This window comes from Streptomyces sp. Go-475, assembly GCF_003330845.1.
Classification (GTDB): Bacteria; Actinomycetota; Actinomycetes; order Streptomycetales; family Streptomycetaceae; genus Streptomyces.
This window is the reverse complement of sequence record NZ_CP026121.1, coordinates 1,136,997-1,163,587: the sequence shown is the minus strand read 5'-3', so window position 1 is coordinate 1,163,587 and position 26,591 is coordinate 1,136,997. Positions and strand designations below refer to the sequence as shown.

Below are 26,591 nucleotides of genomic sequence, written 5' to 3'. Positions count from 1 at the left end.
GGGGAAGCGTAGCGCCCTTCGGAGGCCGCCCCGACACAGGGGTTTGGAAGCGGCCACGGAGCGGCGGGGATCAGGCCGCCGTCGGTCCGGTGACGGTCCAGCCGGGTGCCTGCGGGCGGGCCGTGAGGTCCTCGTGGCGCACCTCGTCGCCGCAGGCCCGGCAGGTGACGGCCGGGGCGAGCGGCCGGCCGCAGGAGTGCTCCACGACCATCGGGCGGTCGCCGTCCGTGCGGAGGTGGCGGTCTCCCCAGGCCATGAGGGTCAGCAGCACCGGCTCCAGCTCCAGGCCCGCCTGCGTCGGCCGGTACTCGAAGCGCTGCGGGCGCTCGCTGTAGGGCCGCTTGGTCAGGATCCCGGCGTCCACGAGCCGGCGCAGCCGCGTGGCGAGGATGTCGCGCGGGGCGCCGATGTTGCGCACCAGTTGGTCGAACCGGCCGTTGCCGAGGCACACCTCCCGCAGCACGAGCAGGGAGTACTTCTCCCCGACGAGCGCCAGGGTGTCGGCGATGGAGCAGGGGCGCGGATCTTTGCTGGCGGCCATGAAGCCCAGTCTAGGAGAGGGTTGGATTTTCCAACCCTACGGGATACCGTGAGTTTGGATTTCCTACTCGCTGGTAGCCGTGGAGGCCCGCTCATGCGTGACGCAGTGATCGTCGAAGCCGTACGCACCCCGATCGGCAAGGGCAAGCCGGGCGGCGCCCTCGCGCACGTCCACCCCGTGGAACTGCTCGCCCACACCCTGCGCGCGCTCGTCGAGCGCTCCGGCGTCGACCCGGCGCTGATCGACGACGTCATCGGCGGCACCGTCGACCAGGTCGGCGAGCAGGCCATGAACACCACCCGCTACGCCGTCCTGTCCGCGGGCTTCCCGGAGTCGGTGCCCGCGACCACCGTCGACCGCCAGTGCGGCTCCTCCCAGCAGGCCGTGCACTTCGCGGCGCAGGGTGTCCTCTCGGGCGCGTACGACCTCGTCGTGGCGTGCGGGGTGGAGTCGATGAGCCGGGTGCCGATGTGGTCGAACGTGCCGGAAGGCAAGGACCCCTTCGGCCCCGGGGTCGCCCAGCGCTACCCGGAGGGGCTCGTCCCACAGGGCGTCAGCGCCGAGCTGATCGCCGCCAAGTGGTCGATCGGCCGCGAGCAGCTGGACGCCTTCGCGGTCTCCTCCCACCAGAAGGCCGTCGCGGCCTGGGAGAACGGGCTCTTCGACGCCGAGGTCGCGCCCCTGGAAGGCGTCACGCGCGACGAGTGCGTACGGCCCGGCAGCTCCACCGACGTCCTCGCCGGGCTCAAGCCCGCCTACTACGACCCCGGCTTCGCCGAGCGCTTCCCGCAGATCGAGTGGAACATCACGGCCGGCAACGCCAGCCCCCTCAACGACGGCGCCTCGGCGGTGCTCGTCACCTCCAGCGAGACGGCGGCCCGGCTCGGGCTGCGCCCCCTCGCCCGGCTGCACAGCTTCGCCGTCACCGGCTCCGACCCGCTGCTGATGCTCACGGGCGTCGTCCCGGCGACCGAGAAGGTGCTGCGCCGGGCGTCACTGACCCTGGACGACATCGACCTGTTCGAGGTCAACGAGGCGTTCTCCAGCGTCGTCCTGGCCTGGCAGCAGGAGACCGGCGCCGACCTCGGCCGGGTCAACGTGCACGGCGGCGCCATCGCGCTCGGCCATCCGCTGGGCGCGAGCGGCACCCGGCTGACGACGACCCTCGTGCACGCCATGCGGGAACGGGGCGCCCGGTACGCGCTCCAGACCATGTGCGAGGCGGGCGGGCTCGCCAACGCCATGGTGCTGGAACGGGTGTGAGCGGTGGGCGGGTGTAACGGTTCGTCAGAGGCGGCGCAGCTGGTGCCGCTTGCGCCAGGCCACCACCACGCCCGCCAGCGCCGGCAGGGCGATGCAGGCCAGGGCGATCAGGAAGGCCGGTGACGTCGGCGTCGAGGCACGGGCGCCGGCGACCGCGTAGGCGGCGGTGTTCGGGATCGAACCGAGGCCGGTGGCCAGCAGGAAGGGCAGCAGGCCCATGCGGGAGACGGCGGCACAGTAGTTCGCGGCCCAGAACGGCACTCCGGGGAACAGCCGCACCGCCAGCATCGAGCGGAAGCCGTGCCGGCTGAGCTGGCCGTCCGCCGCCTTCAGCCAGCGCCCGCGCAGCAGCGGCCGCAGGGCCTCCTGACCCAGCGCCCGGCCCAGGCAGAAGGCGATCCCGGCGCCCAGCACCGTGCCCGCCAGGGCCACGCCGAGGCCGACCTGCGAACCGAACAGGGCACCCCCCGCGAGGTTCAGCAGCGGCCTCGGTACGAACGCCACGGTGCACACCCCGTAGGCCACCGCGAACACCAGCGCCGCGGCGGCTCCGCTCAGCTGGGGCGGCCAGCCCTGCGTCAGCAGCCGCTGGGGCTCGAACAGCAGCATCGTGCAGGCGGCCCCGGCGAGCAGGGCGACGAGCAGCGACAGCCGCGACCACGGCGAGAGCAGAACTCTCGTGCAGCGGGCGGCGAAACCGGTGGGTGCGGCGGGCGAGGCGGTCGTCGCCGGGGAAGCGGCGACGGCGAGCTCCGCGGTGGCGGCCCGGGGAGAGGCCGTGGCGGTGCCCCCAGAGCGGGTGGTGGCATCGAGCATCCGGTGACACTAACCGACAAATGGGTGTGATCGCCGTATGGTTCGTCTCACCAGCGGCACGGGAACCCGGCCGCACCCCCTGTACGCAGGGCGGACGAAAACCATTCGACGTGCGGTAAAGCGTCGGCAATGATCGGCGTCATGTTCCGGCACGCCTTCGCCCTCGCAGCATCCGTGGTCACGGATGCCCCGAAGGCTGCCGTCGTCGTTCTCACGGCCGTCGCGGACGGCGCCCGAAGCTGACCCTCTCCGGTTCGTCCGGCGGACCCCGCAAGGGGAGGGTCGGGCAGTTCCTCGGGGTCCCACTTCCTTCTTCCGTCGACCAGACGCTTCGAGGTACAGCCATGTCCAAGACGGCCTACGTCCGTACGAAACCGCATCTCAACATCGGCACCATGGGTCATGTCGACCACGGCAAGACCACCCTGACCGCCGCCATCACCAAGGTCCTCGCCGACCGCGGCACCGGCGCGTTCGTGCCGTTCGACCGGATCGACCGGGCGCCCGAGGAGGCGGCGCGCGGCATCACCATCAACATCGCGCACGTCGAGTACGAGACCGACACCCGGCACTACGCGCACGTAGACATGCCGGGCCACGCCGACTACGTCAAGAACATGGTCACCGGCGCCGCGCAGCTGGACGGGGCGATCCTCGTCGTCTCCGCGCTGGACGGGATCATGCCGCAGACCGCCGAACACGTCCTGCTCGCCCGGCAGGTGGGCGTCGACCACATCGTGGTCGCCCTCAACAAGGCCGACGCGGGCGACGAGGAGCTGACCGACCTGGTCGAGCTGGAGGTGCGCGACCTGCTCACCGCGCACGGCTACGGCGGTGACTCCGTGCCCGTCGTACGCGTCTCGGGGCTGAAGGCGCTGGAGGGGGACCCGCGGTGGACGGCGTCGATCGAGGCGCTGCTCGACGCGGTGGACACCTACGTGCCGATGCCGGAGCGGTATGTGGACGCGCCGTTCCTGCTGCCGGTGGAGAACGTGCTGACCATCACCGGCCGGGGGACCGTGGTCACCGGTGCGGTGGAGCGGGGCGTGGTGCGGGTCGGGGACAAGGTCGAGGTGCTCGGGGCCTCGGTCGAGACGGTGGTCACGGGACTGGAGACCTTCGGCAAGCCGATGGAGGAGGCGCAGGCCGGGGACAACGTGGCGCTGCTGCTGCGGGGGGTTCCCCGGGACGCCGTCCGGCGGGGGCATGTCGTGGCCGCGCCGGGGAGCGTGGTGCCGAGCCGTCGCTTCACCGCGCAGGTGTATGTGCTGTCCGCGCGGGAGGGCGGTCGTACGACGGCTGTCTCCAGTGGGTACCGGCCGCAGTTCTACATCCGTACGGCGGATGTGGTGGGGGTCGTCGACCTCGGTGAGGCGGCGGTGGCCCGGCCTGGTGACACGGTGGTCATGGCCGTGGAGCTGGGGCGGGACGTGCCGTTGGAGGCGGGGCTCGGGTTCGCCATCCGTGAGGGTGGGCGGACTGTGGGCGCCGGGACCGTGACCGTGGTGGGCTGAGGTCGTCGGGGGCTGCCGGCCGTCTGGGCCGGTCGCGCAGTGCCCCGCGCCCCTCGACGGCGTCGTCCCCCGCACAATGGAGGGGTGAAGGAAGCCATCCCCGTCGCCCGGACCGTCGATCACGGGTTCGCCAAGCTCATGCCCGACATCGACCGGGACCGGGCCTGGCTGCTGACGGTCGACGGGGCGCCGCAGTCGTACGTCGATCTGGACGACCCGACGCACCTGGAGTTCGAGTACGCGCGGCGGCTCGGGCACGTGCTGGACGTCGTGGCCGAGCCGGGGCGGGCGCTGGACGTGGTGCACCTCGGGGGCGGGGCGCTCACGCTGCCCCGGTACGTGGCCGTGACGCGGCCGGGCTCCCGGCAGGACGTCGTGGAGGCCGACCGGGGGCTGCTGGAGCTGGTGGCCGAGCGACTGCCGCTGCCCGAGGAGGCCCGCGTCGCGCTGCACGCGGCGGACGCCCGGGCCTGGGTGGAAGGCGCGGCCGCCCGGTCCGCCGACGTCGTCGTCGCCGACGTCTTCGGCGGGTCCCGGGTGCCCGCCCACCTCACGTCCGTCGCCTACGTGGAACAGGCCGCGCGGGTGCTGCGGGGGAGCGGGGTGTACCTCGCGAATCTTCCCGACGCCGCGCCGTTCGCCTTTCTGCGGTCGCAACTCGCCACCCTCGCGACCGCGTTCGAGGAACTCGTGCTGATCGCCGAGCCGGGGGTGCTGCGGGGGCGGCGGTTCGGCAACGCCGTGCTCGTCGCCGGGCACCGGCCCGTCGACGTCGCCGCCCTGACCCGCCTCATGGCCGCCGACGCCTTCCCGGCCCGGGTCGAACACGGCGCCGCACTGCGGGAGTTCATCGGCGGGGCGCGTCCGGTGCGGGACGAGGAGGCGGTGCCGTCACCCGAGCCCCCCGACGGGGCGTTCGGCATCGGCTGAGGGGCGCTCGGCGACGCCCTTCGCCACCCTTCCGGTTCAGCCGCCGGTCGGCTCCCCGTGCAGCCGGACCGTGCTGAGGATCTTCAGGATGGTCTCCTTGGGCACTTCCTCCTTGACGCCCTTGGCGCCGAAGAAGCTCCACGCGACGAAGTCACCGGCCGAGTTCTTGAAGCCGAAGGTGACCGCCTTGCCGTCGCTCGCGCACTTGCCCTTGTCGGGCGTGTTCTCCGACCAGGCCCAGGCGACGCTGCCCTTCACGCCCGAGGCGGTGGTGTAGGGCTTGGCCTTCTCGTCGGTCTTGACGCTCTTCTTGTCCGGCTGCGTGTAACCGCCGTACACCCACCAGGCCACCTGGTTGAGCGCGACCTCGTCGGTGTTCTTGGCGCCGTCGGCGCCCTTGGTGCCCGCGCCGGCCAGGGACTCGCTCTCGGTCCTGCCGTCCTTGTTGTCGTCGCTCGTGCACCACTTGGACTTGTAGAACGCCGGTGCCGACATGATGATGAGCGGCTTGCCGTCGTCGGACTTCTCGTCCTCGAAGAAGACGGACGACTTCGGGGACGCCACCTCCCAGTCCGCCGGGACGTCGAAGGCCGTGCCCCACTTGGGGTTGACGACGACCTTCCAGCCCTTGACCGTGGGCTGCTCCTCCTCGCCGCCGCGGGGGTTGTCGCCCGTGGCGGGTGGGCTGGGCTCCGGGGCCGAGGGGCTCGCCGACGCCTTGGCGTCCTTGCCGCCGCCGTTCGCGGTGTCGTCCTTGTCCCCGCCGAGCACCAGGAAGCCCGTGACGCCGGCCGCCACGACCACCGCCGTGGCGGCGATGATCGCGACCAGCTTCGTCCGGTTGCCGCCGCCACCGCCCTGCGGCGGCTGCGGCGCGCCGGCCGGCGCGGGGGCGCCCCACTGCGGCTGCGGGGGTTGCGGGGGCTGCGGCGGTTGCTGCCCGTAGGGGTTGGGCTGCTGGTATCCCGGCTGCTGGTTCTGCTGGTATCCCGGCTGCTGATACGGATTCGGCTGCTGGTACCCCGGCTGCTGGTACGGGTTGTTCGCTTGCGGGTTCTGCTCGCCCCCGGGCGGCTGCTGTCCTGGCCACATGGGCAGCAACCCTAGCCGCGCTCCGGACACGATTCGGTCACCGCCCGTGGACGGTGGGGTAGCGACACGGGGACGGCCGGGAGCGGACCGGTACGCGGCGGGTCGGTGCGGCGGTCGTCACACGGGCCTGGTCAGCCGTCTCTACTCGTGAGTAACATGCCGCCATGAGCGCAGACCAGATGTCCATCGGCGAGATGCTCGCCGCCACGGTGCCGATGGCCCGGACCCTGAACCTCGAGTTCCTCGAGACCACGCCGGAGCGGGCCGTGGTGTCGCTGCCGGACCAGAGCGAGTACCACAACCACGTGGGCGGCCCGCACGCCGGTGCGATGTTCACGCTGGGCGAGTCCGCGAGCGGGGCGATCGTGCTGGCCGCGTTCGGGGACCAGCTCTCGCGTGCCGTGCCGCTCGCCGTCAGCGCCGAGATCGCCTACAAGAAGCTGGCGATGGGCGCCGTCACCGCCACCGCCACCCTCGGCCGCCCGGCCGCCGAGGTCGTCGCGGAACTGGACGCCGGTGAGCGTCCGGAGTTCCCGGTGGCCGTCGCCATCCAGCGTGCCGATGGTGCCGTGACGGGGGAGATGACGGTGGTGTGGACGCTGCGGCCCAACGGCTGATCCGCTGTCGCGGGTGCGGAGCCCCGGCCGGGTGCCGGGGCTTCACGCGTCTCAGGCCGCGATGTCCCGCCGCGCCGGGCACGCGTCGTCCAGCCCGGCGACGAACCCCTTGAGCCACGCCGTGAACTCCGGCCTCAGGTCGGGCCGTTCGCAGGCCACCCGGACCACCGTGCGCAGATGGTCGGCCTTGTCGCCGGTGTCGTAGCGCTGCCCCCTGAAGACGTCCGGGGCGAGCACGTAGCGCCCGATCACGGCGTAGGGGCTCGGCGCGCTGTGGGGGGCCGGCTTCTCGACCAGGCCGGTGACGCGGACGACGTCCTCCTCGCCGGCCGGTTCCACGGCGGCGCAGCCGTAGAGGTGGACCTGCTCCGGCGGCATCTCCAGCAGGGCGACCACGCTGCCGAGCCGGCCGTCGCGGACGTCGAGCATGCGGCCGAGCAGGGTGTCGCGCGGGTCGATCAGATCGTCGCCGAGAGAGCGCGCCGAGAGGCATCTGGGAGAGCGCTGTGGGTGGGAGATTTCGTGGACCAATCGCCCTTGCATGCACACAACTCGAAGCCCTGACCGGTGGCGTTTTCGAAAGCCGGTGCGGATACCGGCGGTAACATATCTGAATTCGCCGCGTTTTGAACTTGGGTCATCCGAACTCCTTGTTACCTGTCAGTCGTATGTGCGAAAGTGAGCCGCCTCACAGCCGAGTCCGCAGCTGACGCGGCACAGGTATGCACCAATCACCCACCTGCTTTCCGACGGACGCGCAATTCGCCTGCCGTCCTGCGGCTGGAAGGAAATGGTTCCGTGCAATCCCCCTACCCCCCACGCCCGCCGTACCCGCCGCGCCCCGGAGCGAGGCCCGCGGAGTCCGACCGCAATCTCCTCGCCCGGGTGGGCGAGCCCGGTGAGGGCCCGCGCGCCGTCGCGCTGTTGCTGGCGCGGCACTGGCGGGCGGTCTACGAGTACGCCGTCATCTGTCTGGCCTCCTCGGCGGATTCCGCGTCGATGGCGGCCGCCGCCGCGTTCCGCCGGGAACTCGCCCTGCCGGGCGGCGGCGCACTGCGCCCGCGCCTGCTCGCGGCCGTGCGGGACACCGTCGGGGAGTGGGCGGCCGACGACGGCATTTCCGGAGTACTGCCGGAACTCCGCAAAACCGTCGGCGCCCGTGGTCTGCGCGCCGCCCGGTCCGTGACACCCGAAAGGCGGCGCCTCGCCGAGCGCGCATTCCGGGCCCTTCCGGGAGCGTCCCAATGCCTGCTCTGGCACACGGAGGTGGAGGCCGAGCCCATATCCGTACCGGCCGGTCTGCTGGGCGTGGACGCCGGTACCGCCTCGGCCGCGCTGGAGCAGGCGCGCGAGCAATTCCGGGCGGGATGCGTGCGGGCGCACCGGGAACTCGCGCCGACGCGGGAATGCCGCTACTACAACCGGCTGCTGGACGTTCCGATGCGCCGCGGCGGGGCCTTGCTGCCGGATGTGCAACGCCATCTCATGGCCTGCCGCTACTGCCGGCACGCCGCCGAGCAACTCAGCCATTTCGAGGGCGGTTTGGAGGACCTGCTCGTCGAGACCGTGCTCGGCTGGGGCGCCCGCCGCTACCTCGCGTCACGGCCCGGCCGCGACGGGGGCCAGGGCGCCCTGACGGCCGGTGGCCGCCATCGCCTCCGGGCCCGTGCGCTGCCGGCCGGCGGACGCCCCGGGACGCCGAGACGGCACACGAAGGCGCTGGCCGCCGCGATCGGGGTGACCTCCCTCGTGCTGCTCGCGACGCTGCTCGCCGCGCGGGGCTGGTCGGAGGAGGGCGGCACGGCCGGCCCGCAGGCCACCTGGGGAGCGGTCAGCGGCCACTCCGTCGAGCCGGACACCGGGGGTCCCTCGTCCGCGGAGCCGTCCTCGGCCGACGCGCCCTCGAACGCCTCCGCGGGCAGCCCCGCCGAAGTGGCCCGCGGGCGGCTGCGCAACCTCGACGCCGGCCTGTGCCTCGACGTCCGGGGCGGCCGGGGCCGGGCCGACACCCGCGTCGTGCTGGCCGCCTGCTCCACCGAGTCCCCGCAGTGGTCGTACCAGGAAGACGGCCTGCTGCGCAGTGCCGCCGACCCCACCCGCTGCCTCGACTCCGACCCGGCGGCGGGCTCGGTCGTCCTGGCCGGTTGCCTGGTGCACGCCGGAGTCGTGCGCTACGACCTGACCGTGCGCGGCGAACTCCTGCCCCGCGCCGGCAAGGGGCTGGCCGTCGCCCCCGGCAAGGGCCGGAGCGTGATCGTCACCGGGCGCGACGGCTCCGCCGCCCAACGCTGGGCGCTGGAACCGGCGATCGCCCCCGAGGACACGGGACCGTCCCGGAAGAACCGCGCCCAGGACGCCCCTCCGAAGACACGGCCGGAGCAGAGCCCCCCGTACGCCGACGCCCCGCCCGGGCAGCGTCCCGAACCGCCGCGGACCACGCCCGAGGGACCGCCGCCCAAGCGGTACGAGACGCGTGTCGCACAGGTGGGGTGCTGCGGTGAGGCGGAGCCGGAACCGGCCCCCGACGCCGCGGGCGGGCCCGGCACCGACGTACTCGGCGCCGCACCGGCCACCGTGACCGACACCGTGACGACGCTCCACTCGGCTGTGCTGCGGTAGGGCGGGCCGCAGGGCGGGAGCGGCGCGCCGGGCCCGAGCCTCTGCCGTGCTGCGGTCGTCGCGCGGGCCCGCCCACCGTCGGCCGCCCGCGCGACCTCTTCGGGCCGCAGGGCGGGAGCGGCGCGCGCCGGGCCCGCGCCCCTGCCGGGCTGCGGTCGTCGCGCGGGCCCGCCCACCGTCGGCCGCTCGCGCGACCTCTACGGGCCGCAGGGCGGGAGCGGCGCGCCGGGCTTTCGCCTCACCCGTCCGGGTGAGGCGCCGCCTCTTCCCGGGGCGAGGTTCACCCGCCCCGCCGGTGGTGTCCGGCGGGGCGGCGCGTCGGCCTGGCCCATAGTGCGTGGCATGACCGACACCGTCCCCCGAATCCCCCGGCGTTCCGCCCTGCGCCTGCTCGGTGGTGCGATCGCCGTCGCCGCGGCGGCCACCGGTGGTCCCACCGCGCCGCCCCGTGCCCACGCGCGGGACGGCGACGCCCCGGGCGCGGGCGCCCGCGTCGACGCGCTGCTCGCCCGGCTCACCCTCGACGAGAAGATCTCCCTGCTGCACGGCGCCACCGACCCGCGCCCGCTCGGCCAGGCCGGCTACCTGCCCGGAGTGGAGCGCCTCGGCATCCCGCCGCTGCGCCTCGCCGACGGACCGGCCGGTGTCCGCGTCACCCGGCACGCCACGGCCCTGCCCGCCCCCGTGATGCTGGCCTCCGCCTTCGACCCCGAACTGGCCCGGCGCTACGGTCAGGTCATCGGACGGGAGGGCCGCGCCCTCGGCCAGGACGTGCTGCTCTCCCCGATGGTCAACCTCATCCGCACCCCGTACGCCGGCCGCAACTTCGAGACCTTCAGCGAGGATCCGCTGCTGTCGGCCCACCTGGTCGCCGCCGAGATCGAGGGCATCCAGGGCGAGGGACTCATCGCGACCGTCAAGCACTTCGCGCTGAACAACCAGGAGCACGACCGCATGTCGGTCGACGTGCGCGTCGACGAGCGGACCCTGCACGAGACGGAGCTGCGCGGCTTCGAGGCGGCCGTCGCGGCCGGCGCAGGCGCGGTGATGGGCGCGTACAACAAGGTCAACGGCACGTTCGCCTGCGAGAACGCGGCCCTGCTCACCGGCGTCCTGCGTGAGCGGTGGGGCTTCACCGGCTGGGTCATGAGCGACTGGTCCGCCGTCCACAGCACGCGCGAGGCCCTCCTGGCGGGCCTCGACATGGAGATGCCCGACGGCACCCACTTCGGCACGCCACTCGCCTCGGCCGTGCGCGACGGCGACGTGCCCGCGTCGTACGTCGACCGGGCCGCCCGCCGCGTCCTGGGCGTCATGGACCGGTTCGGGCTGCTCGACGGCACCGCCCCGCCCCGCCCGGACCCCGACGCGCGGGCGGGCGCGGCCGTCGCCCGCGAGGTCGCCGAGGCCGGTGCCGTCCTCCTGCGCAACGAGCACGGGACGCTGCCCCTGGCCGGCGGCACGAGCGTGGCGGTGATCGGGCCGACCGGTGCCCGGCCCCTGGTCAGCGGCGGAGGCAGCGCCCACGTCGTGCCCGAGCACGCCGACAGCCCCCTGGACGCCCTGCGGCCGCGCGCCGCACGGGTGACCTACGCGCTCGGCGAGGACGTCTTCGGCCGACCGGTCCCCGCGAGCGCGCTCGACCCCGGCTTCGACACCGAGGCACAGCGCGTCGAGGCCGGCCGGACCTGGACGTACGACGGCACCCTCACCGTCACGGACCCCGAGGAGTGGACCTTCGTCCTGCACTACTCCGGCACGCCCCCGCTCCGCCCGAAGGTCCGGCTCGACGGCGAGGAACTGTTCCCTCTGACGCCCGGCTGGAACGAGTACTTCACGGGCGGCCTGCTCACCCACGCCGACGACGGCCTCTCCGTGCGCCGCAAGGCCCTGAAACTCACCAGGGGCGCGCACCGGCTGACGATCACCGCCCCGGGCGGGGACACCGGCCAGCTGTTCCGGCTGCGCCGCGTCACCGCCGCGACCCGGGCCGACGACGTCGCCCAGGCCGTACGGGCCGCCCGAGCCGCCCGGGACGTCGTCCTCTTCGCCTACGAGGACGCCATCGAGGGCCAGGACCGCAGCACCATCGCCCTGCCCGGCAACCAGGAGCGGCTGATCGAGGCCGTGACGGCGGCCAACCCGCGCACCACCGTCGTCCTCAACACCTCGTCCGCCACGTCGATGCCCTGGCTGGAGCGCACCGGGGCCGTGCTCCAGATGTACTACCCGGGCCAGGAGGGCGCCGCCGCCACCGCCGCCCTCCTGTACGGCGACCGCGACCCCGGCGGCCGCCTCACCCAGAGCTTCCCGGCCGACGACGACCACCACCCGGTGGCCGGCGACCCGCGCCGCTACCCGGGCGTCGACGGCACCGAGGCCTACGCGGAGGGCATCCACGTCGGCCACCGCTGGTACGACGCCGAGGACGTGCGGCCGCTGTTCCCCTTCGGTCACGGACTGTCCTACACGACCTTCGCCTACGCGGACCCGGACGCGCGCTGGAGGGCCGACGGCCTCGACGTCGCCTTCACGGTCCGCAACACCGGGCGGCGCGACGGCGTGGACGTGCCGCAGGTGTACGCGGGGCCCTCCCCGGACCTCCCGCTCGACCAGCCCGTACGCGTGCTGGCCGGGTACCGGCGGCTCGCGCTGCGGGCGGGGGAGGAGCGGCGCGTCACCGTGCACGTCGAGCCGCGCGCGCTGTCCTCATGGGACGCGGATGCCCACGACTGGGTGCTCGGCACCGGAGTGCGCACCCTGTGGATCGGGGCGTCCTCACGGGACCCGCGGCTGCGGACGAGCGTACGGGTGGGCGGCTGACCCGGGCGGCCGCCGAACAGCGGCGCGGCGCACGGCCGGGAGGCGCCGGGCATCGAACCGGAACAGACTGGTACTCCTCCTGAGGCCGTCGCAGAACCCAGGGAGTCAGCCATGCCCGAGGCCCCGCGCCAGCACAGCCCGACCGCACCGACCGACGAGGAACTGCGCACGCTGGACGCGCACTGGCGGGCCGCCAACTTCTTGGCGGCCGGTCAGATCTATTTGCTGGCGAACCCGCTGCTCACCGAGCCGTTGCGGCCCGAGCACATCAAGCCGCGGCTGCTGGGGCACTGGGGCACCTCGCCCGGCCTGAACCTCGTGTACACCCACCTCAACCGGGTGATCAGGAACCGGGGACTGGACGCCCTGTGCGTCTGGGGCCCGGGCCACGGCGGGCCGTCGGTGCTCGCCAACTCCTGGCTGGAGGGCAGCTACAGCGAGAAGTACCCCGACGTGTCGCGGGACGCGCGGGGCATGGAACTGCTGTTCCGCCAGTTCTCGTTCCCCGGCGGGGTGCCGAGCCATGTCGCCCCGGAGGTCCCGGGCTCGATCCACGAGGGCGGCGAACTCGGCTACTCCCTCGCCCACGCCTACGGAGCCGCCCTGGACAACCCCGGCCTGCTGGTCGCCTGCGTGATCGGGGACGGCGAGGCGGAGACCGGCCCGCTCGCCGGGTCCTGGCACGCCAACAAGTTCCTCGACCCCGTCCACGACGGCGCCGTCCTGCCGATCCTGCACCTGAACGGGTACAAGATCGCCAACCCGACCGTGCTGTCCCGCCTGCCCGAGCAGGAGCTCGACGCGCTGCTGCGCGGCTACGGCCACGAGCCGGTCCACGTCTCCGGCGACGACCCGGCCGCCGTCCACCGCGCCATGGCCGAGGCGTTGGACACCGCCCTCGACCGCATCGCCGAGGCCCAGCGCGCCGCCCGCGAGCAGGGCGTGACCGAACGCCCGCGCTGGCCGGTGATCGTGCTGCGCACCCCGAAGGGCTGGACCGGCCCCGCCGAGGTGGACGGGCAGCCGGTGGAGAACACCTGGCGCTCCCACCAGGTGCCGCTCGCCGGAGTACACGACAACCCGGACCACCTGCGGCAGCTGGAGGCCTGGCTGCGCTCCTACCGGCCCGAGGAACTGTTCGACGCCGACGGCCGCCCGGTCGCCGACGTGCTCGCGCCGATCCCCGAGGGCACGCGCAGGCTGGGCGCCACCCCGCACGCCAACGGCGGACTGCTCGTGCGCGACCTGCCGGTCCCGTCCCTGGACGACTTCGCCGTGCCCGTCGACAAGCCCGGCACGACGCTGCACGAACCCACCCGCGTCCTGGGCGACCTGCTGGCCCGGGTCATGCGGGACACCGCCGGCCGCCGCGACTTCCGCCTGGTCGGACCCGACGAGACCGCCTCCAACCGGCTCCAGGCCGTCTTCGACGCCAGCGGCAAGACCTGGCAGGCCGAGACCCTGCCGGTGGACGAGCACCTGGACCGGCACGGACGTGTGATGGAGGTGCTGTCCGAGCACCTCTGCCAGGGCTGGCTGGAGGGCTACCTCCTGACCGGCCGCCACGGGCTGTTCTCCTGCTACGAGGCGTTCGTGCACATCGTCGACTCCATGGTCAACCAGCACATCAAGTGGCTGCGCACCTCGCGCCGGCTGCCCTGGCGCGCCCCCATCGCCTCCCTCAACTACCTGCTGACCTCCCACGTGTGGCGGCAGGACCACAACGGCTTCTCCCACCAGGACCCCGGCTTCGTCGACCACGTCCTCAACAAGAGCCCCGAGGTCGTACGGGTCTACCTGCCGCCGGACGCCAACACCCTGCTGTCCGTCGCCGACCACGCTCTGCGCAGCCGCGACTACGTCAACGTGATCGTGGCCGGCAAGCAGCCCTGCTTCGACTGGCTGTCCATGGACGAGGCCCGGGTGCACTGCGCCCGCGGCGCCGGCATCTGGGAGTGGGCAGGCACCGAGAACGGCGGCGAACCCGACGTCGTCCTGGCCTGCGCCGGTGATGTCCCCACCCAGGAGACCCTGGCCGCCGCCCACCTGCTCCGCCGCCACCTGCCCGAGTTGTCCGTCCGCGTGGTGAACGTCATCGACCTGGCCCGGCTGCTGCCCCGCGAGGAACACCCGCACGGCATGAACGACTTCGAGTACGACGGCCTCTTCACCACCGACAAGCCGGTGATCTTCGCCTACCACGGCTACCCCTGGCTGATCCACCGCCTCGCCTACCGCCGCACCGGCCACCAGCACCTGCACGTACGCGGCTACAAGGAGGCCGGCACCACCACCACGCCGTTCGACATGGTCGTCCGCAACGACCTGGACCGCTACCGCCTGGTCATGGACGTCATCGACCGCGTCCCCGGCCTGGCGGTGCGAGCCACGGCCGTACGCCAGCGGATGGCCGACGCCCGCACCCGCCACCACGCCTGGATCCGCGAGCACGGCACCGATCTGCCCGAGGTCGCCGAGTGGAGCTGGAACGCCTGAGCCGCGAGGGACGTCCTAGGAGCCGGTAGGCTTCCCGGGGCACGCAGGGAAGCACAGGGAAAGGATCCGGCGTTGCACGTCCAGGAATGGCTCGAAACCGTACCCGCGGTCGCCGTCTACGCACTCGTGGGAGTGGTCATCGGCCTGGAGAGCCTGGGCATCCCGCTGCCGGGCGAGATCATCCTCGTCTCCTCCGCGCTGCTCGCCTCCCAGCACGGCGACATCGACCCCGTCGTCCTCGGCGCCAGCGCCACGGCCGGCGCGATCATCGGCGACTCCATCGGCTACGCCATCGGCCGCAAGGGCGGGCGGCCCCTGCTGGCCTGGCTGGGCAAGAAGTTCCCCAAGCACTTCAGCGAGGGCCACATCGCCACCGCCGAGCGCTCCTTCGAGAAGTGGGGCATGTGGGCGGTCTTCTTCGGCCGCTTCGTCGCCCTGCTCCGCATCTTCGCGGGCCCCCTCGCCGGTGTGCTCCGCATGCCGTACTGGAAGTTCCTCATCGCCAACGTCCTCGGCGGCATCCTCTGGGCCGGCGGCACGACAGCGGTCATCTACTACGTCGGCATCGTCGCCGAGTCCTGGCTGAAGCGCTTCTCGTGGCTGGGCCTGGTGGCGGCGGTCCTGATCGGTCTGACGTCCATGCTGGTGCTCAAGCGCAAGGCGAAGAAGGCGAACCAGAACGTGGAAGCGGCGGAACCGCAGGCGCTGTGACAGGCGCTCGCGGGCATCCCGACCGGCTGGGCCACCAGGCCGGTCAGCCCGGTGAGTCCTGATCGGCGCTGTGCGGCGAACGCAGGGTGAAGAGGTAGATGCCGCCAGTGCCGACCGCCACCAGGTGAGTCCCTGTCGGCGACCAAGCGCACCTCCTCAGGAAGCCGTCCACCCGCAGGGCGGTCACGCAGTCGCTCCGGCCGGTGGCCCAGACGCGCAGCGTCCCGTCCGCGTGCGCGCTCGCCAGGAGACGGTTGTCCGGCGAGAAGCACAAGCCGCGCACGTGAGACAGGGAAGCGCCGTGGCGTTGGGGCGGCAGATCATGCGAGGCCAGGTCGAACACCTTGATGGAGGAGCTGTGCCGCGTGAACGCGGCGAGCCGTCTGCCGTCCTTCGAGACGGCGAGCGCGTCCGAGCCCCAGTCGCCGTCTTGGGTGCCTTCGGGGTCTCGGAGGTCGTGCGTAGGGGCAGGCGTCCAGTCCCGGGTGTGCCAACCGATGACGAGGCCGTTCGAGTTCGCGGCGAGCAGCCGCCCGTCGCCGGTGAAAGCCAGCTGCTGTTCGTCGGCGTCCGTCGGGCCGGTGCCCAGAGTGGTGAGGGGCGACGCTGTGCCCAGCGCCCCGCGGCGGCTGTCCCAGATGTGGAGGGACCCGTCGATGTCGCCCGTGGCCAGGAGAGAGCCGTCCGGTGAGATCGCCACGGCGCAGACGGTGGCCGCGTGACCGGTCAGTGTGCCGCGAAGCGAACCGTCGGGCGCCCACAGCCGTACGGTGTGGTCGTCGCCGCCGCCGGCGAGCCAACTGCCGTCCGGGGCGACGGCGACGGCCCACACCGCGCCCGTGTGTCCGCTGAAGGAGCACAGGTCACCGCCGTCGATCGCCCGGGCCTTGACGTGGTGGTCGGCTCCGGCCATGACCAGCCAGGAACCATCCGGCGAGAAGGCGGCGTCGGTGACGAAGGGGTTGCCCGACTCGCCCGTCTCCGCTGTCGAGCCGGCCCGCGGAGACGCGGAACCCATCAGATCCGGCAGGTGCCACACCCGTACGTGCGAGGTCAGATGGGCGGACAGCAGGTCCTGGCCGTCCGGGGTGAATGTCACGTCGGACACGACGGCGGCCAGCCCGCCGAGGCGTGCTCGCTGGATGCCGTCCGCGACTCGCCACACCCGCAGTTCGCCGCCGCTGCCGCACGCGACCCACCGTCCGTCAGCGGAGAACGCCACCGAGGGCGCGGGGATGAGGGTGGGGGGGACCTGAACCTTCTGTGTCACGTGGAGTCGGCGGGTGCGGATGTTCCACAGCCGGAACACGCCCCGCGTGCCCGCCTGGGCCACCCAGCCGTTGTCCGCGCTGATCGCGACGGCGCCCCACTGGTCGGGACTTCCTTGGTCAGGACTCGTCGAGAAGGACGCTCTGAGCCGGCCCTTCACCGGCTCCCACAGCCGTACGGTCCGGTCCAGCGAACCGGCAGTGGCCAGCAGCGACCCGTCCGGGGAGAGGGCGACGGCGTAGACGGCTTCCGCGTACTCGGCGAGGTTGGGTGACCGACGTGACCAGGGCTGGCGCAGCATGATCAGCGCCACGGTGAACGCGAACGCCACGAGCAGGGCGACGGGGATCGCCGGGCGCGGAACCAGCACGGGGCTCAGCCCCATGAGCACCATGCCGGCAAGACCGGGGTTGGACTGGGGCCACAAAAGCCGTCCCCAAGTAGGGCGGAGACGGCGTGGCCGGCCGTCCTCGTCGAAGAACCGGACACCCAACTCGCCCGCGGACGTCGCGATACGCACGCTCCGCTGGTCATCTGCCCTTCGTGGGCCGGTCGTGACGTCACCCGCGCGTCGCGATCCCGGCAAGCTCTTCACCACACCGCCCTGCCACTCCCAGAGGAAACCGGAGCCCGCGACCGTGGTGCCGACCACGCGGTTGCCGTCGGCTGTGATGTCGATGGACATCACGCACCCTGTGTGGAGCCTGGTACGGCACAGCTCACGGTCCCCCGCCGTGTCCCATACGCGAACTGTTCCGTCCCGGTGGCCGGTGGCCATCCGCGTGCCGTCCGGCGTGACGGCGAAGACCGCCGTGTCGAGTGTGGCCCGGGTTCCCCGGAAGGCCCGGGGCGGCTGATCGGGGAGCGGCCAGGCCGGGGCCAGCCAGGGACCTGGGGCATGGCGCTCGTAGAGTTCGACGACCTCGGCCAGAGCCTCGACGCCGTGCAGCCGCCCGGCCATGGTGGCCATCAGGACCGACGGCTGATCGACGGGAACGAGCAGGTGCGTGGACCGGGTCAGCGTCTCGCACAGCAGTCGCAGCACGCGGTCCTCGGCGGTGGCGTGGGCGAAATCCCGTCCGATGACACCTGGGCCGGAGTTCCGTACGCGGGCCTCGATCCACCGGAGGTCGCGGAGCAGCGGGTCGGCTCCGCCGTCGGCGGCCTCGCTGAGGTGGTAGGCGAGCCAGTCCCAGAGATACGGCTCGGTCGAAGCCAGTTCCCACCACCGGACGGGGGCCGAAGCGTGCAGGAGACCATGAGCGGCGGCATGGGTGTCGAGCAGCTGTCTGTGCAGCTCACGTCGGCGGCCCTGGGTGCGGTGGGCGAGGTAGTGGTGGATGACGTCGTGCAGGCGGACGGAGGCCGGTTGCGCGAGTTCCAGCCGCTGGAGCAGGGAGAGGTCGGCCAGTTCCAGGCAGAGCGTCTCTGTCTCGCCCTGGGTGATCCCCAGGTAGGTGGCCAAGGTGGTCACCGGGATGGCGACGCCTTTGGGGAAGACGGCCAGGTCCGCGAAGAACTCGGGCCATCGCGCGTCCGTCGCCCCGAGCAGCCGCAGGCTGGCCTCGACGGTGTGGAAGACGGCCTGTTGCCGGTGCTCCGGCTTGGCATAGTCGAGTGCGGTGGGGCCGCCGACGGTGAGGTTCTCCTCGGCGAACCGGAGCGCGTCCGCGAGTGGTAGACCGTTGCGGGTCCGCCGGACCAGCGCACGGTTGGCGAGGCCGACGAGAATCGGCCAGCCGCCGGTCAGCCGGAGCAGCGGCTGCCAGCGGGCCTCGCCGCCCTGCTCCAGGTCACGGGTGAGCAACTCCAGCGTCTGGCTGCCGTCCAGGACGCCGACGTCCAGGGTGAAGGCATCGCGGACGAGACCGCGCGTCCGTGTGGTGACCAGCCGGGTGCAGGCGCCTTCGAGGAACGGGGCGAGCTGCTCAGGACGCCAGACGTCGTCGATCACCAGGAGAACCGGTCCGTGGACGCGCTCTGTGCCCAGCAGTCGTCCCAGCTCGCCCTTGGCCTGCCCCAAGGTGCCGAAGCGGGTGGATGTCCCGGACAGGGCGGCAATGAGGTCATTGACCTTCGGCAGGATGTCCGTGTCCTGGTCCCCCTCGCTGAGGGTGACCCAGTAGACCCTCGTGCCGAAGCGGGCGTGGACCCGGGGGTCATCGCAGGCGAGGGCGGCCAGGGTGGTCTTGCCGAAGCCGCCGGGACCCTCCAGCACGGCGCTCACCCGTCCCGCCTCGGGCACGCGGCCGGAGGGGGAGACGAGACGCTCTACGAGGGGCTCGCACAGCTCGGGACGGGCCACCGTGTGGCCCGTGACGGCGGGGCGCGGTGAGGGTTCGATGACAGTGACGGGCAGAGCCGGGCGCTCGAGTGGTCCCAGCAGGTGCCGAAGGCGCGCCTTCGCCGTCGGGTCGGAGTCCTCCAGGACACGGTCCAGTCGGACCGCTGTCAGCCGGCCGCCTTCTTGCCCGTGGTGGTGCGTGACGACCCCGATGATGCGGTCTCCCCGCCAGAGCGCCGCACCGGACATCCCTTTCCACGAGCCCATGGGCGGAGAGGGCAATTCCAGTTCCAGGGTTCCCTCGCGGGAATTCGAAATAGATGCCACGCGCCCCACCGCATGGTGGTAGTCCCGGTAAAAGGTCTGCCCACTGTCCCGAACGGGCGGTACGGCCGCGACCGGTGTGGCGCCGTCATCGCTGCGCAGTTTCCACAACGGGAATCCCACAGCCTGCGCTTCGAACACGGTGGGCTGTGCGCCCACCTCGGCACAGCGGGCCGCGACGATCGACGGCTCACCGGGCCGAGGGTCGATGAGCACCACCGCGATGTCCCAGCCGGGAACGCCCCACCAGGTCTTCCCCGGGGTGCTCCACTCACCCGGGAGATCGGCTTCGAACCGCACGCGGACCGAGACCGAGCCCTCCACCACATGTGCCGCGGTCAGCACCGCGTTCCGGCTGACGCGGTACCCCGAGCCCCGGTACGGCCCGTCGGCGCGCGTCACGATCAATTCCGCCACCCGGGCCCTCTCGAGCCCACCGGAGGTCATCGCTCTCCCGGAACCTCACCCGCATTCATCGCGGTGGTCGGTTCGTCCCCCAACTGGTTGATCAATTCCGCAAGCCCCACGCGCATCTGTGTCCTCCCCCGGCACGCCCCTCGGCAAGCTTTCTGGCTCACTTTCCCGAAAGTATGGAAAGCAACCCGCATCAGCCGGTGTTCGAATTCACCCGCTTGCGGGGCTGGAGCGCGAGTGAGGGTTCCTGTCGACCACACGCTTGATGCCGATCAAGACCCGGTAGCGCTGCCGTGTTGCGAACTCCGTCATCCCCCAGACCGCCGGTCGTCCTACCTCCGCACACAGATGCAACACTCGTCCCTCGTTCACCCAGACTCCGACGCGGGCGCCGTAAGCATCGTCAGTGGCGTTGAACAACAGCAGGTCAAGCGGCTGGGCTTCCGGGAGCCCACAGGGGCAGGGCGCTCCACCCACCCGCGCACGCCGCCTCGCCGGCAGGGCAGTCACGGGACAGCCCTTAGGCATGCACCTCCCGATGCGCCTTCGCCAACTCGGCGTACATCGTGCCGTTGAGGGTGACCCCCTGCCGTTCCTCCTCCGACAGCTCCCGACGGACCTTCGCGGGCACCCCCGCGACCAGCGACCCGGGCGGCACGACCATCCCCTGCGGCACCAACGCCTGCGCGGCGACCAGCGACCCGGCCCCGATCACGGCGCCGTTCAGCACGGTCGCCCCCATGCCGATCAGGCAGTCGTCCTCGACCGTCGCCCCGTGCACCACCGCGTTGTGGCCGATGGACACCCGCTCACCCACCGTCACCGGGAAACCCGGGTCGGCATGGAGGGTGCAGTTGTCCTGCACGTTGCTGCTGGCCCCGACCGTGATCGACTCGACGTCACCGCGCAGCACCGCCCCGTACCAGACACTCGCGCCGGACCGCAGCGTCACGCCCCCGATCACCGACGCCGTGGGCGCCACGAACGCCGTCTCGTCGATCTCCGGCTCACGGCCGCCGATCCCCGTGATCATCGCCCGCTGACCCATGCCCGCCTCCAGAAACGTCGTCGACAACGCGCAAACCGTACGCCACTCGATGGGGCGAAGATCACAGGCCTCCGACGCCACGGGGTGAGCTACCGCTGAGTACGGTGAGCGGGTGCCGAAGCGCAAGAACACGTTCTCATCCTGGCGACGGGGCCTCGCGCAGCGCGCCGTCCACGCCGGCTGGGCCTGGTTGCAACGGACCGGGTCCGTCACGGCCGAGCACCCCGGGCGCTACCGGTTCGGCGCGATGGGAACAGGTACCAGACTCGCCTTCCCGCTCGGCACGGTCTTCGGTGAACCCTGGATCCACCTCGGCTCCCACTGCATCATCGGCGAGCAGGTCACGCTCACCGCGGGCCTGATGCCCGACCTCGACCTCGGCCCGGACCCGATCCTGCGCCTCGGTGACGGCGTCGTCCTCGGCCGCGGCAGCCACGTCATCGCCGACACCACGGTCACCATCGGCAGCGACTGCTACTTCGGCCCGTACGTCTACGTCACGTCCACGAACCACTCCTACGACGATCCCCACGAGCCGATCGGCAAGCAGTGGCCGCGGATGGAGCCGGTGGAGATCGGGCCGGGCTGCTGGATCGGCACCGGCGCGGTGATCCTGCCGGGTGCCCGCGTCGGGCGGAACGTGGTGGTGGCCGCGGGCGCGGTCGTCCGGGGCGCGGTCCCGGACCACGCCGTGGTGGCGGGCGCGCCGGCGCGCGTCGTCCGCCGCTGGACCCCCGCCGACGGCTGGCAGCCGCCGCTGCGCACCCCGCCGCCGGTCCCGATCCCGGAGGGCGTCACCCCCGGGCAGTTGCGCGCGCTGTCCGAACTCGACGAGGAGACGGCGGCGCGCCTCGCCGAGCTGGACGGGGAGGCGGCGGCCCGGCTCGCCGACCTCGAACCGGGGTCCTGACCCCCGGGTTCACCCCGACGCCAGCAGGACCGTCCCGACCAGGGCCAGTCCCGCGCCCGCCGCCTGCACCGCCCGCAGCCGTTCGCGGAGGACGCCCCGCGCGGCCACGGCCGTCACCACCGGGTAGAGCGAGGCGAGCACGGCGGCGACGGTGACCGGGCCGTGCTGCGCGGCGATCGAGTACGTGCCGTTCGCGGCGACGTCCGCCAGGCCGACGAAGGCGAGCGCCGGCAGGGAGCGCCAGGGGAAGCCGTCGGCGGGGAGGGCGGGAGACCCGCGCCGCGCCGACACGTACAGCGCCAGTCCGCCGGCCGCCACGTTCGTCACCCGCTGCACGAACAGCGCGAGGAACAGCCCCGTCAGCGTCGTCGACGCCTCGGCGATCAGGGCCATCACCGCACCGAAGCCGAACGCCGCGAGGAGCGTCAGGACGATGGCCTGGCGCTGGACGGGCGCGCCGCGGAACTGCGGGCCGCCCGCGAGGCAGACACCGGCGACGGCGACCAGGATGCCGACGAACTGCAGCAGGCCGGGGCGCTCGCCCAGCACCAGACCCACCCCGACGGGCACGGCCACGCCGATCGAACCGAGGGGCGAGACCACGCCCATCGGCCCCAGCGCGAGCGCCTTGTAGAACGCCAGCATCGCCACCGGCCCGACGAGGCCGGCGGCCACGGCGAACCACAGCTGCGGCCCCGCCTCGCTCCAGCCGCCGGTCGCCACCACGGCCGCGCCGAGCACGACCACCGCGATCGACTGCGAGACCACGACCACCGTCAGCGCGGGCGTGCGCCGGGTGAGCAGTCCGCCGCCGAAGTCGGCGAGACCCCACAGCAGGCTGGTGGCCAGGGCGAAGAGCGGTGTCATGGGCAGGAGGCCTCGCAGTACAGTGCAGTGAACGATCAGGTCAACCCCACCATAGTGCACCCTGCTGTACTGTACGTACAGAATATTGGACTCAGAGATCTTGGACGGAATGTGTCGGACCTCGACCTGCTGACCCAGTCCCTGGCGCGCAGCGTCAAGCACTGGCGCGCGGTGCGCGGCTTCACCCTGGACGTGCTCGCCGCCCGGGCGGGCGTCAGCCGCGGCATGCTCATCCAGATCGAGCAGGCCCGCACCAACCCCAGCCTCGGCACCGTCGTCAAGATCGGCGACGCCCTCGGCATCAGCATCACCACCCTGCTCGACTACGAACAGGGCCCGAACGTCCGCGTCATCCCCGCCGACCAGGCCGTACGGCTGTGGCACACCGACGCCGGCAGCTACAACCGGCTCCTCGCGGGCACCGAGGCGCCCGGCCCGCTGGAGATGTGGGACTGGCGGCTGATGCCCGGCGAGAGCAGCCCGTCCGACCCGCACCCGGCCGGCACGATCGAGCTGCTCCACGTCACGGCGGGGGAGCTGACCCTCACCGTCGACGGGGTGGAGCACCGCGTCCCGGCGGGCGCGAGCGTCCACTTCGAGGCCAACGTCCCGCACGTGTACGGCAACACCGGCGAAGTGCCGATGGAGATGGTCATGGCCGTCTCGGTGCCGCCCGTGCCCTGAGACGCCCGGCCCGGGGGCGGTCCCGAGTTGTTAGCGTGCGGCCATGCGTGCACCCCTCGGACACTTCGACAACGCCCGTCCCGCCCCCGACTGCCTCGGCGAACTCACCGGCCCGGTCGCCGCCGCCGTGCGCGACTGGGCGGGCAGCGTCCCCGCCGACCAGATCGTCTACGTCGACACCGACCCGGAGTGGGCCGACACCGCGACCTTCGTGGAGCACTACGGCCGGGAGCTGCTGGAGCAGTCCGCGAACTGCGTGGTGGTCGCGGGCAGGCGCGGCGGCGAGACCACGCTCGCCGCGTGCGTCGTGCTGTCCACCACCCGGGTCGACGTCAACGGCGTCGTCCGCCGCCACCTCGGCGTCCGCAAGGCCTCGTTCGCCCCGATGGACACGGCGACCGGCGAGACCGGCATGGAGTACGGCGGGATCACCCCGCTCGGACTGCCCGGTGACTGGCCCGTGCTGGTGGACGCGGCCGTCACCGACCTGCCGTACGTCCTCGTCGGCAGCGGCCGGCGACGCGGCAAGCTCCTGGTCCCGGGCAAGGCCTTCGCGGAACTGCCGGGCGCGGTGGTGCTGGAGGGGCTGGGAGTCTCCTGACCTACGCCGCCGCGTGGTGGGCCAGGGGCAGGTGCGGGTCGGCCTCGCCGGGGTGCGGTTCCGGGTCGGCGTGGACCAGGGCCGCGGTCAGGCGCGGCACGGCGTGCAGCAGCGCGTGCTCGGCGTCGACGGCGATGCGGTGGGCCTCGCGCACCGTCACCCCGCCGTCCACCACGACGGCCACCTCGGCGCGCAGGCGGTGCCCGATCCAGCGCAGTCGCAGCTCACCCACCCCGCGCACCCCCGGCACCTCGGTCAGGGCCCGCTCGGCCCGGTCCACCAGGGCCGGGTCGACCGCGTCCAGCACCCGCCGGAACACCTCCCGTGCCGCGTCCCGCAGCACCAGCGCGATCGCCGCCGTGATGGCCAGCCCCACGAGGGGGTCCGCCAGTTGCCAGCCCAGGGCGGACCCGCCGGCGCCCAGCAGCACGGCCAGTGAGGTGAAACCGTCGGTGCGGGCGTGCAGCCCGTCGGCGACCAGCGCCGCCGAGCCGATGGAGCGGCCGACGCGGATGCGGTAGCGGGCCACCCACTCGTTGCCCGCGAAACCGACGAGGGCGGCCACGGCGACCGCCGGGACGTGCGCGACGGGCCGCGGGTCGAGGAGGCGGTCGATCGCCGCCCACCCCGCGAAGGCCGCCGACGCGGCGATGGTCAGCACGATCACCAGGCCCGCGAGATCCTCGGCCCGCCCGTAGCCGTACGTGAAGCGGCGGGTGGCCGCGCGCCGGCCCAGCACGAAGGCGATCCCGAGCGGTACGGCGGTCAGCGCGTCCGCCGCGTTGTGCACCGTGTCCCCGAGCAGCGCCACCGAACCGGAGACCGCCACCACGGCCGCCTGCGCCAGCGCCGTCACACCGAGCACGGCGAGCGAGACCCAGAGCGCCCGCATCCCGCGGGCCGAGGACTCCAGGGCCGAGTCGACCTTGTCGGCCGTCTCGTGCGAGTGCGGGGTGAGGAGATGGCCCAGCCGATGGCGCAGGCCGTGCCGACGGCCAGGGGAGTGCTCGTGCCGACGTCCATGGGAGTGCCCGTGGCCGTCGGCGTGTTGGTGCCGGTGGCCGTCGGCGTGCTCGTGCCGATGCTCATGGGAGTGCTCGTGCCGGTGGTCGCTCACGTGGATCCCCTTCCGGTGTGCGGAGTGGACGTGTACACGCCCACGGCGCCATTATGTGCGTATGAGCGCACGCATGCACCTGTCACCTGCGCACGATGCGCATCCGCGCCACCCCGGCGAGGAGCAGTTCGCGCTCGCCGCCGAACTCCTCGCCCTGCTCGGCGACCGCACCCGGCTCGCCCTCCTGCACGCCCTGACCGGGGGAGAGGCCGATGTCACCACCCTCACCCAGGCGTGCGGCGCGGCCCGGCCCGCCGTCAGCCAGCACCTGGCGCGGCTGCGCCTCGCGGGCCTGGTGAACACGCGCAAGGAGGGCCGCCGCGTGATCTACGCGCTGCGCGACGGCCATCTGCGCAGGCTCGTCGACGAGGCGCTGAACGTGGCCGACCACCGGCTGAGCGACCGCCCGCCGCACGACTGAGTCAGTAGCGCGCGGCCGTCCCGAGGTACTGCTCGGCGAAGGCGGCCGCCGCGGCGCGCGAGGTGAACAGCCGGCGCAGCCGGGCCAGCGTGGTGCCCGCGCGGAAGGGGTCGCCCGCCGCCGTGCCGTGGTACACCTCGGACAGCCACTGCGAGAACTCCTGGTAGTCCCACACGCGCCGCAGACACGCCTCCGCATAGCCGGCCAGGCCGCTGTCGTCGCCCGTGGTCAGGTGGGCCACCAGGGCGTCGCCGAGCAGGAAGGCGTCGTGCAGGGCGAGGTTCATGCCCTTGGCGGCGATGGGCGCGACCAGATGGGCGGCGTCGCCCGCGAGGAAGAGCCGGCCGCACACCATGGGCTCGACCACGTAGTCGTGCATGTCCAGCACGCGCTTCTCGATCAGCCGCCCCTCCGTCAGCGGCGGCACACCGGATGCCCCGAGGCGCTCCTGGAGCTCCGCCCAGACGCGCTCGTGCGGCCAGTTCTCCGGGTCGTCGCCCGGCGGGCACTGGAGGTAGTAGCGGGTCACCTCCGGGCTGCGGGGCATCTGGCCGGCGAACCCGCGCGCGTGGCAGCCGAACAACACGCAGTCCGCGGACGGCGGCGCCTCGGCGAGCAGCGCGAGCCAGCCGATGCCGTAGTCGTGCCGCGCGATCCGGACCCGCTCCGGCGGCAGCGCGGCCCTGCTCACGCCGCGCGCCCCGTCGCAGCCGGCCACGAAGTCGCAGTGCACGACCTGCCGTTCGCCCGTGTCCGGGCAGAGGTACGACACCGAGGGCCGGTCCGTGCCGAGGTCGTGGAGCCGTACGTCCCGGACGCCGAAGCGGATCCGGCCGCCGCGCACGTCGGCGTACTCGCGCACCAGGTCGGTCACCAGCAGCGGCTGCGGGTAGACGAAGTGATGACTGCCCGTCAGCTCGCCGTAGGGGAACCGGTACCGCTCCCCGTCGAAGCGGAACTCGCACGCGGTGTGCAGCTCCGCGCGGTCCAGCAGGTTCCGGGCCAGGCCCCGCTTCTCCAGCCCCCGCACGGCCCATTCCTCGATGACGCCGGCCCGGGGCCGCTGCTCGATGGACTCCCGCGTCTCCGTCTCCAGCACCAGGCAGTCCACCGCGGCGACCCGCAGGATGTTGCCGACGGTCAGCCCCGCGGGACCGGCGCCCACGACAACGACTGGGAAGCGTTGCGGGGCGCCGGAGTTCGCGGGCGGGCAGGCGTGGGTCATGCGCT

At 72.9% G+C, this 26,591-nt stretch carries 20 protein-coding genes and 1 pseudogene; 12 read left to right on the top strand and 9 right to left on the bottom strand.

Going from position 1 to position 26,591, the window contains the following annotated elements:
- Window positions 1–70: 70 nt before the first annotated feature.
- On the bottom strand, window positions 71–541 hold the full coding sequence (locus tag C1703_RS05225) for a helix-turn-helix domain-containing protein (RefSeq protein ID WP_114250780.1): 471 nt from the start codon (window positions 539–541) through the stop codon (window positions 71–73).
- Between the two features lie 93 nt (window positions 542–634).
- On the opposite strand from C1703_RS05225, the gene C1703_RS05220 reads away from it, so the two are divergent.
- Window positions 635–1,804, top strand: a complete 1,170-nt coding sequence (locus C1703_RS05220) for a thiolase family protein (protein WP_114250779.1) — start codon at window positions 635–637, stop codon at window positions 1,802–1,804.
- Between the two features lie 24 nt (window positions 1,805–1,828).
- Here the strand turns inward: C1703_RS05220 and C1703_RS05215 are convergent, their stop codons facing one another.
- Complete coding sequence (locus C1703_RS05215; protein ID WP_114250778.1) at window positions 1,829–2,620, bottom strand: VTT domain-containing protein; 792 nt, start codon at window positions 2,618–2,620, stop codon at window positions 1,829–1,831.
- Window positions 2,621–2,964: 344 nt separating this feature from the next.
- Between C1703_RS05215 and tuf the strand changes: the two genes are divergently transcribed.
- Window positions 2,965–4,134 carry an elongation factor Tu gene (gene tuf, locus C1703_RS05210; protein ID WP_114250777.1) on the top strand — a complete coding sequence of 390 codons (1,170 nt, stop codon included), beginning with the start codon at window positions 2,965–2,967 and terminating at the stop codon, window positions 4,132–4,134.
- Between the two features lie 84 nt (window positions 4,135–4,218).
- Complete coding sequence (locus C1703_RS05205; protein WP_114250776.1) at window positions 4,219–5,064, top strand: fused MFS/spermidine synthase; 846 nt, start codon at window positions 4,219–4,221, stop codon at window positions 5,062–5,064.
- A gap of 36 nt (window positions 5,065–5,100) precedes the next feature.
- Here the strand turns inward: C1703_RS05205 and C1703_RS05200 are convergent, their stop codons facing one another.
- Window positions 5,101–6,156, bottom strand: a complete 1,056-nt coding sequence (locus C1703_RS05200; protein WP_114250775.1) for a hypothetical protein — start codon at window positions 6,154–6,156, stop codon at window positions 5,101–5,103.
- A gap of 164 nt (window positions 6,157–6,320) precedes the next feature.
- Here C1703_RS05200 and C1703_RS05195 point away from each other — a divergent pair, with 164 nt between their 5' ends.
- A complete protein-coding gene (locus C1703_RS05195) occupies window positions 6,321–6,773 on the top strand; it encodes a DUF4442 domain-containing protein (protein WP_232840413.1) in 453 nt (150 codons plus the stop codon).
- 51 nt (window positions 6,774–6,824) lie between these two features.
- Here C1703_RS05195 and C1703_RS05190 read toward each other — a convergent pair.
- Window positions 6,825–7,251: pseudogene (locus C1703_RS05190) on the bottom strand (sugar phosphate nucleotidyltransferase); the annotation flags it as partial.
- Window positions 7,252–7,571: 320 nt separating this feature from the next.
- Between C1703_RS05190 and C1703_RS05185 the strand changes: the two are divergent.
- The 4 genes from C1703_RS05185 (at window position 7,572) to C1703_RS05170 (ending at window position 15,422) form a co-directional block, all read left to right on the top strand.
- Window positions 7,572–9,392, top strand: coding sequence for a ricin-type beta-trefoil lectin domain protein (locus C1703_RS05185; protein ID WP_198678093.1), 1,821 nt, complete (start codon window positions 7,572–7,574; stop codon window positions 9,390–9,392).
- Window positions 9,393–9,734: 342 nt separating this feature from the next.
- Complete coding sequence (locus tag C1703_RS05180) at window positions 9,735–12,215, top strand: glycoside hydrolase family 3 C-terminal domain-containing protein (protein WP_114250772.1); 2,481 nt, start codon at window positions 9,735–9,737, stop codon at window positions 12,213–12,215.
- A gap of 111 nt (window positions 12,216–12,326) precedes the next feature.
- Window positions 12,327–14,711 (top strand): phosphoketolase family protein, encoded by a 2,385-nt coding sequence (locus C1703_RS05175; protein WP_114250771.1) that lies wholly within the window; start codon window positions 12,327–12,329, stop codon window positions 14,709–14,711.
- A 72-nt stretch (window positions 14,712–14,783) separates the two neighbouring features.
- A complete protein-coding gene (locus tag C1703_RS05170; protein WP_114250770.1) occupies window positions 14,784–15,422 on the top strand; it encodes a DedA family protein in 639 nt (212 codons plus the stop codon).
- A 43-nt stretch (window positions 15,423–15,465) separates the two neighbouring features.
- Here the strand turns inward: C1703_RS05170 and C1703_RS05165 are convergent, their stop codons facing one another.
- Both C1703_RS05165 and C1703_RS05160 read right to left on the bottom strand, forming a co-directional pair.
- Window positions 15,466–19,701: an NB-ARC domain-containing protein gene (locus tag C1703_RS05165; RefSeq protein ID WP_198678092.1), complete on the bottom strand. Its 4,236-nt coding sequence runs from the start codon at window positions 19,699–19,701 to the stop codon at window positions 15,466–15,468.
- 532 nt (window positions 19,702–20,233) lie between these two features.
- On the bottom strand, window positions 20,234–20,761 hold the full coding sequence (locus C1703_RS05160; protein ID WP_114250768.1) for a gamma carbonic anhydrase family protein: 528 nt from the start codon (window positions 20,759–20,761) through the stop codon (window positions 20,234–20,236).
- A 112-nt stretch (window positions 20,762–20,873) separates the two neighbouring features.
- On the opposite strand from C1703_RS05160, the gene C1703_RS05155 reads away from it, so the two are divergent.
- Window positions 20,874–21,671, top strand: a complete 798-nt coding sequence (locus C1703_RS05155) for an acyltransferase (protein WP_114250767.1) — start codon at window positions 20,874–20,876, stop codon at window positions 21,669–21,671.
- Window positions 21,672–21,680: 9 nt separating this feature from the next.
- Here the strand turns inward: C1703_RS05155 and C1703_RS05150 are convergent, their stop codons facing one another.
- A complete protein-coding gene (locus tag C1703_RS05150) occupies window positions 21,681–22,538 on the bottom strand; it encodes a DMT family transporter (RefSeq protein ID WP_114250766.1) in 858 nt (285 codons plus the stop codon).
- A gap of 111 nt (window positions 22,539–22,649) precedes the next feature.
- Here C1703_RS05150 and C1703_RS05145 point away from each other — a divergent pair, with 111 nt between their 5' ends.
- Both C1703_RS05145 and C1703_RS05140 read left to right on the top strand, forming a co-directional pair.
- Window positions 22,650–23,222 (top strand): XRE family transcriptional regulator, encoded by a 573-nt coding sequence (locus tag C1703_RS05145; RefSeq protein ID WP_114250765.1) that lies wholly within the window; start codon window positions 22,650–22,652, stop codon window positions 23,220–23,222.
- A gap of 43 nt (window positions 23,223–23,265) precedes the next feature.
- Window positions 23,266–23,823 carry a YbaK/EbsC family protein gene (locus C1703_RS05140; protein WP_114250764.1) on the top strand — a complete coding sequence of 186 codons (558 nt, stop codon included), beginning with the start codon at window positions 23,266–23,268 and terminating at the stop codon, window positions 23,821–23,823.
- 1 nt (window position 23,824) lies between these two features.
- On the opposite strand, the gene C1703_RS05135 is transcribed toward C1703_RS05140, so the two are convergent.
- Window positions 23,825–24,940: a cation diffusion facilitator family transporter gene (locus C1703_RS05135; protein WP_114250763.1), complete on the bottom strand. Its 1,116-nt coding sequence runs from the start codon at window positions 24,938–24,940 to the stop codon at window positions 23,825–23,827.
- Window positions 24,941–25,001: 61 nt separating this feature from the next.
- On the opposite strand from C1703_RS05135, the gene C1703_RS05130 reads away from it, so the two are divergent.
- Entirely contained in the window at window positions 25,002–25,361 is a 360-nt protein-coding gene (locus tag C1703_RS05130) for a metalloregulator ArsR/SmtB family transcription factor (RefSeq protein WP_198678091.1), read from the top strand.
- Between the two features lies 1 nt (window position 25,362).
- Here the strand turns inward: C1703_RS05130 and C1703_RS05125 are convergent, their stop codons facing one another.
- The gene (locus C1703_RS05125) at window positions 25,363–26,586 is read right to left on the bottom strand and encodes a 4-hydroxybenzoate 3-monooxygenase (RefSeq protein ID WP_114250761.1); all 1,224 of its coding nucleotides are present in this window, start codon (window positions 26,584–26,586) and stop codon (window positions 25,363–25,365) included.
- Window positions 26,587–26,591: the final 5 nt, after the last annotated feature.

Coding starts and splice junctions, on each gene's coding strand:
- C1703_RS05225 (WP_114250780.1), bottom strand. CDS start 541: ATGGCCGCCAGCAAAGATCCGCGCCCCTGCTCCATCGCCGACACCCTG.
- C1703_RS05220 (WP_114250779.1), top strand. CDS start 635: ATGCGTGACGCAGTGATCGTCGAAGCCGTACGCACCCCGATCGGCAAG.
- C1703_RS05215 (WP_114250778.1), bottom strand. CDS start 2,620: ATGCTCGATGCCACCACCCGCTCTGGGGGCACCGCCACGGCCTCTCCC.
- tuf (WP_114250777.1), top strand. CDS start 2,965: ATGTCCAAGACGGCCTACGTCCGTACGAAACCGCATCTCAACATCGGC.
- C1703_RS05200 (WP_114250775.1), bottom strand. CDS start 6,156: ATGTGGCCAGGACAGCAGCCGCCCGGGGGCGAGCAGAACCCGCAAGCG.
- C1703_RS05195 (WP_232840413.1), top strand. CDS start 6,321: ATGAGCGCAGACCAGATGTCCATCGGCGAGATGCTCGCCGCCACGGTG.
- C1703_RS05180 (WP_114250772.1), top strand. CDS start 9,735: ATGACCGACACCGTCCCCCGAATCCCCCGGCGTTCCGCCCTGCGCCTG.
- C1703_RS05175 (WP_114250771.1), top strand. CDS start 12,327: ATGCCCGAGGCCCCGCGCCAGCACAGCCCGACCGCACCGACCGACGAG.
- C1703_RS05160 (WP_114250768.1), bottom strand. CDS start 20,761: ATGGGTCAGCGGGCGATGATCACGGGGATCGGCGGCCGTGAGCCGGAG.
- C1703_RS05150 (WP_114250766.1), bottom strand. CDS start 22,538: ATGACACCGCTCTTCGCCCTGGCCACCAGCCTGCTGTGGGGTCTCGCC.
- C1703_RS05140 (WP_114250764.1), top strand. CDS start 23,266: ATGCGTGCACCCCTCGGACACTTCGACAACGCCCGTCCCGCCCCCGAC.
- C1703_RS05130 (WP_198678091.1), top strand. CDS start 25,002: ATGAGCGCACGCATGCACCTGTCACCTGCGCACGATGCGCATCCGCGC.
- C1703_RS05125 (WP_114250761.1), bottom strand. CDS start 26,586: ATGACCCACGCCTGCCCGCCCGCGAACTCCGGCGCCCCGCAACGCTTC.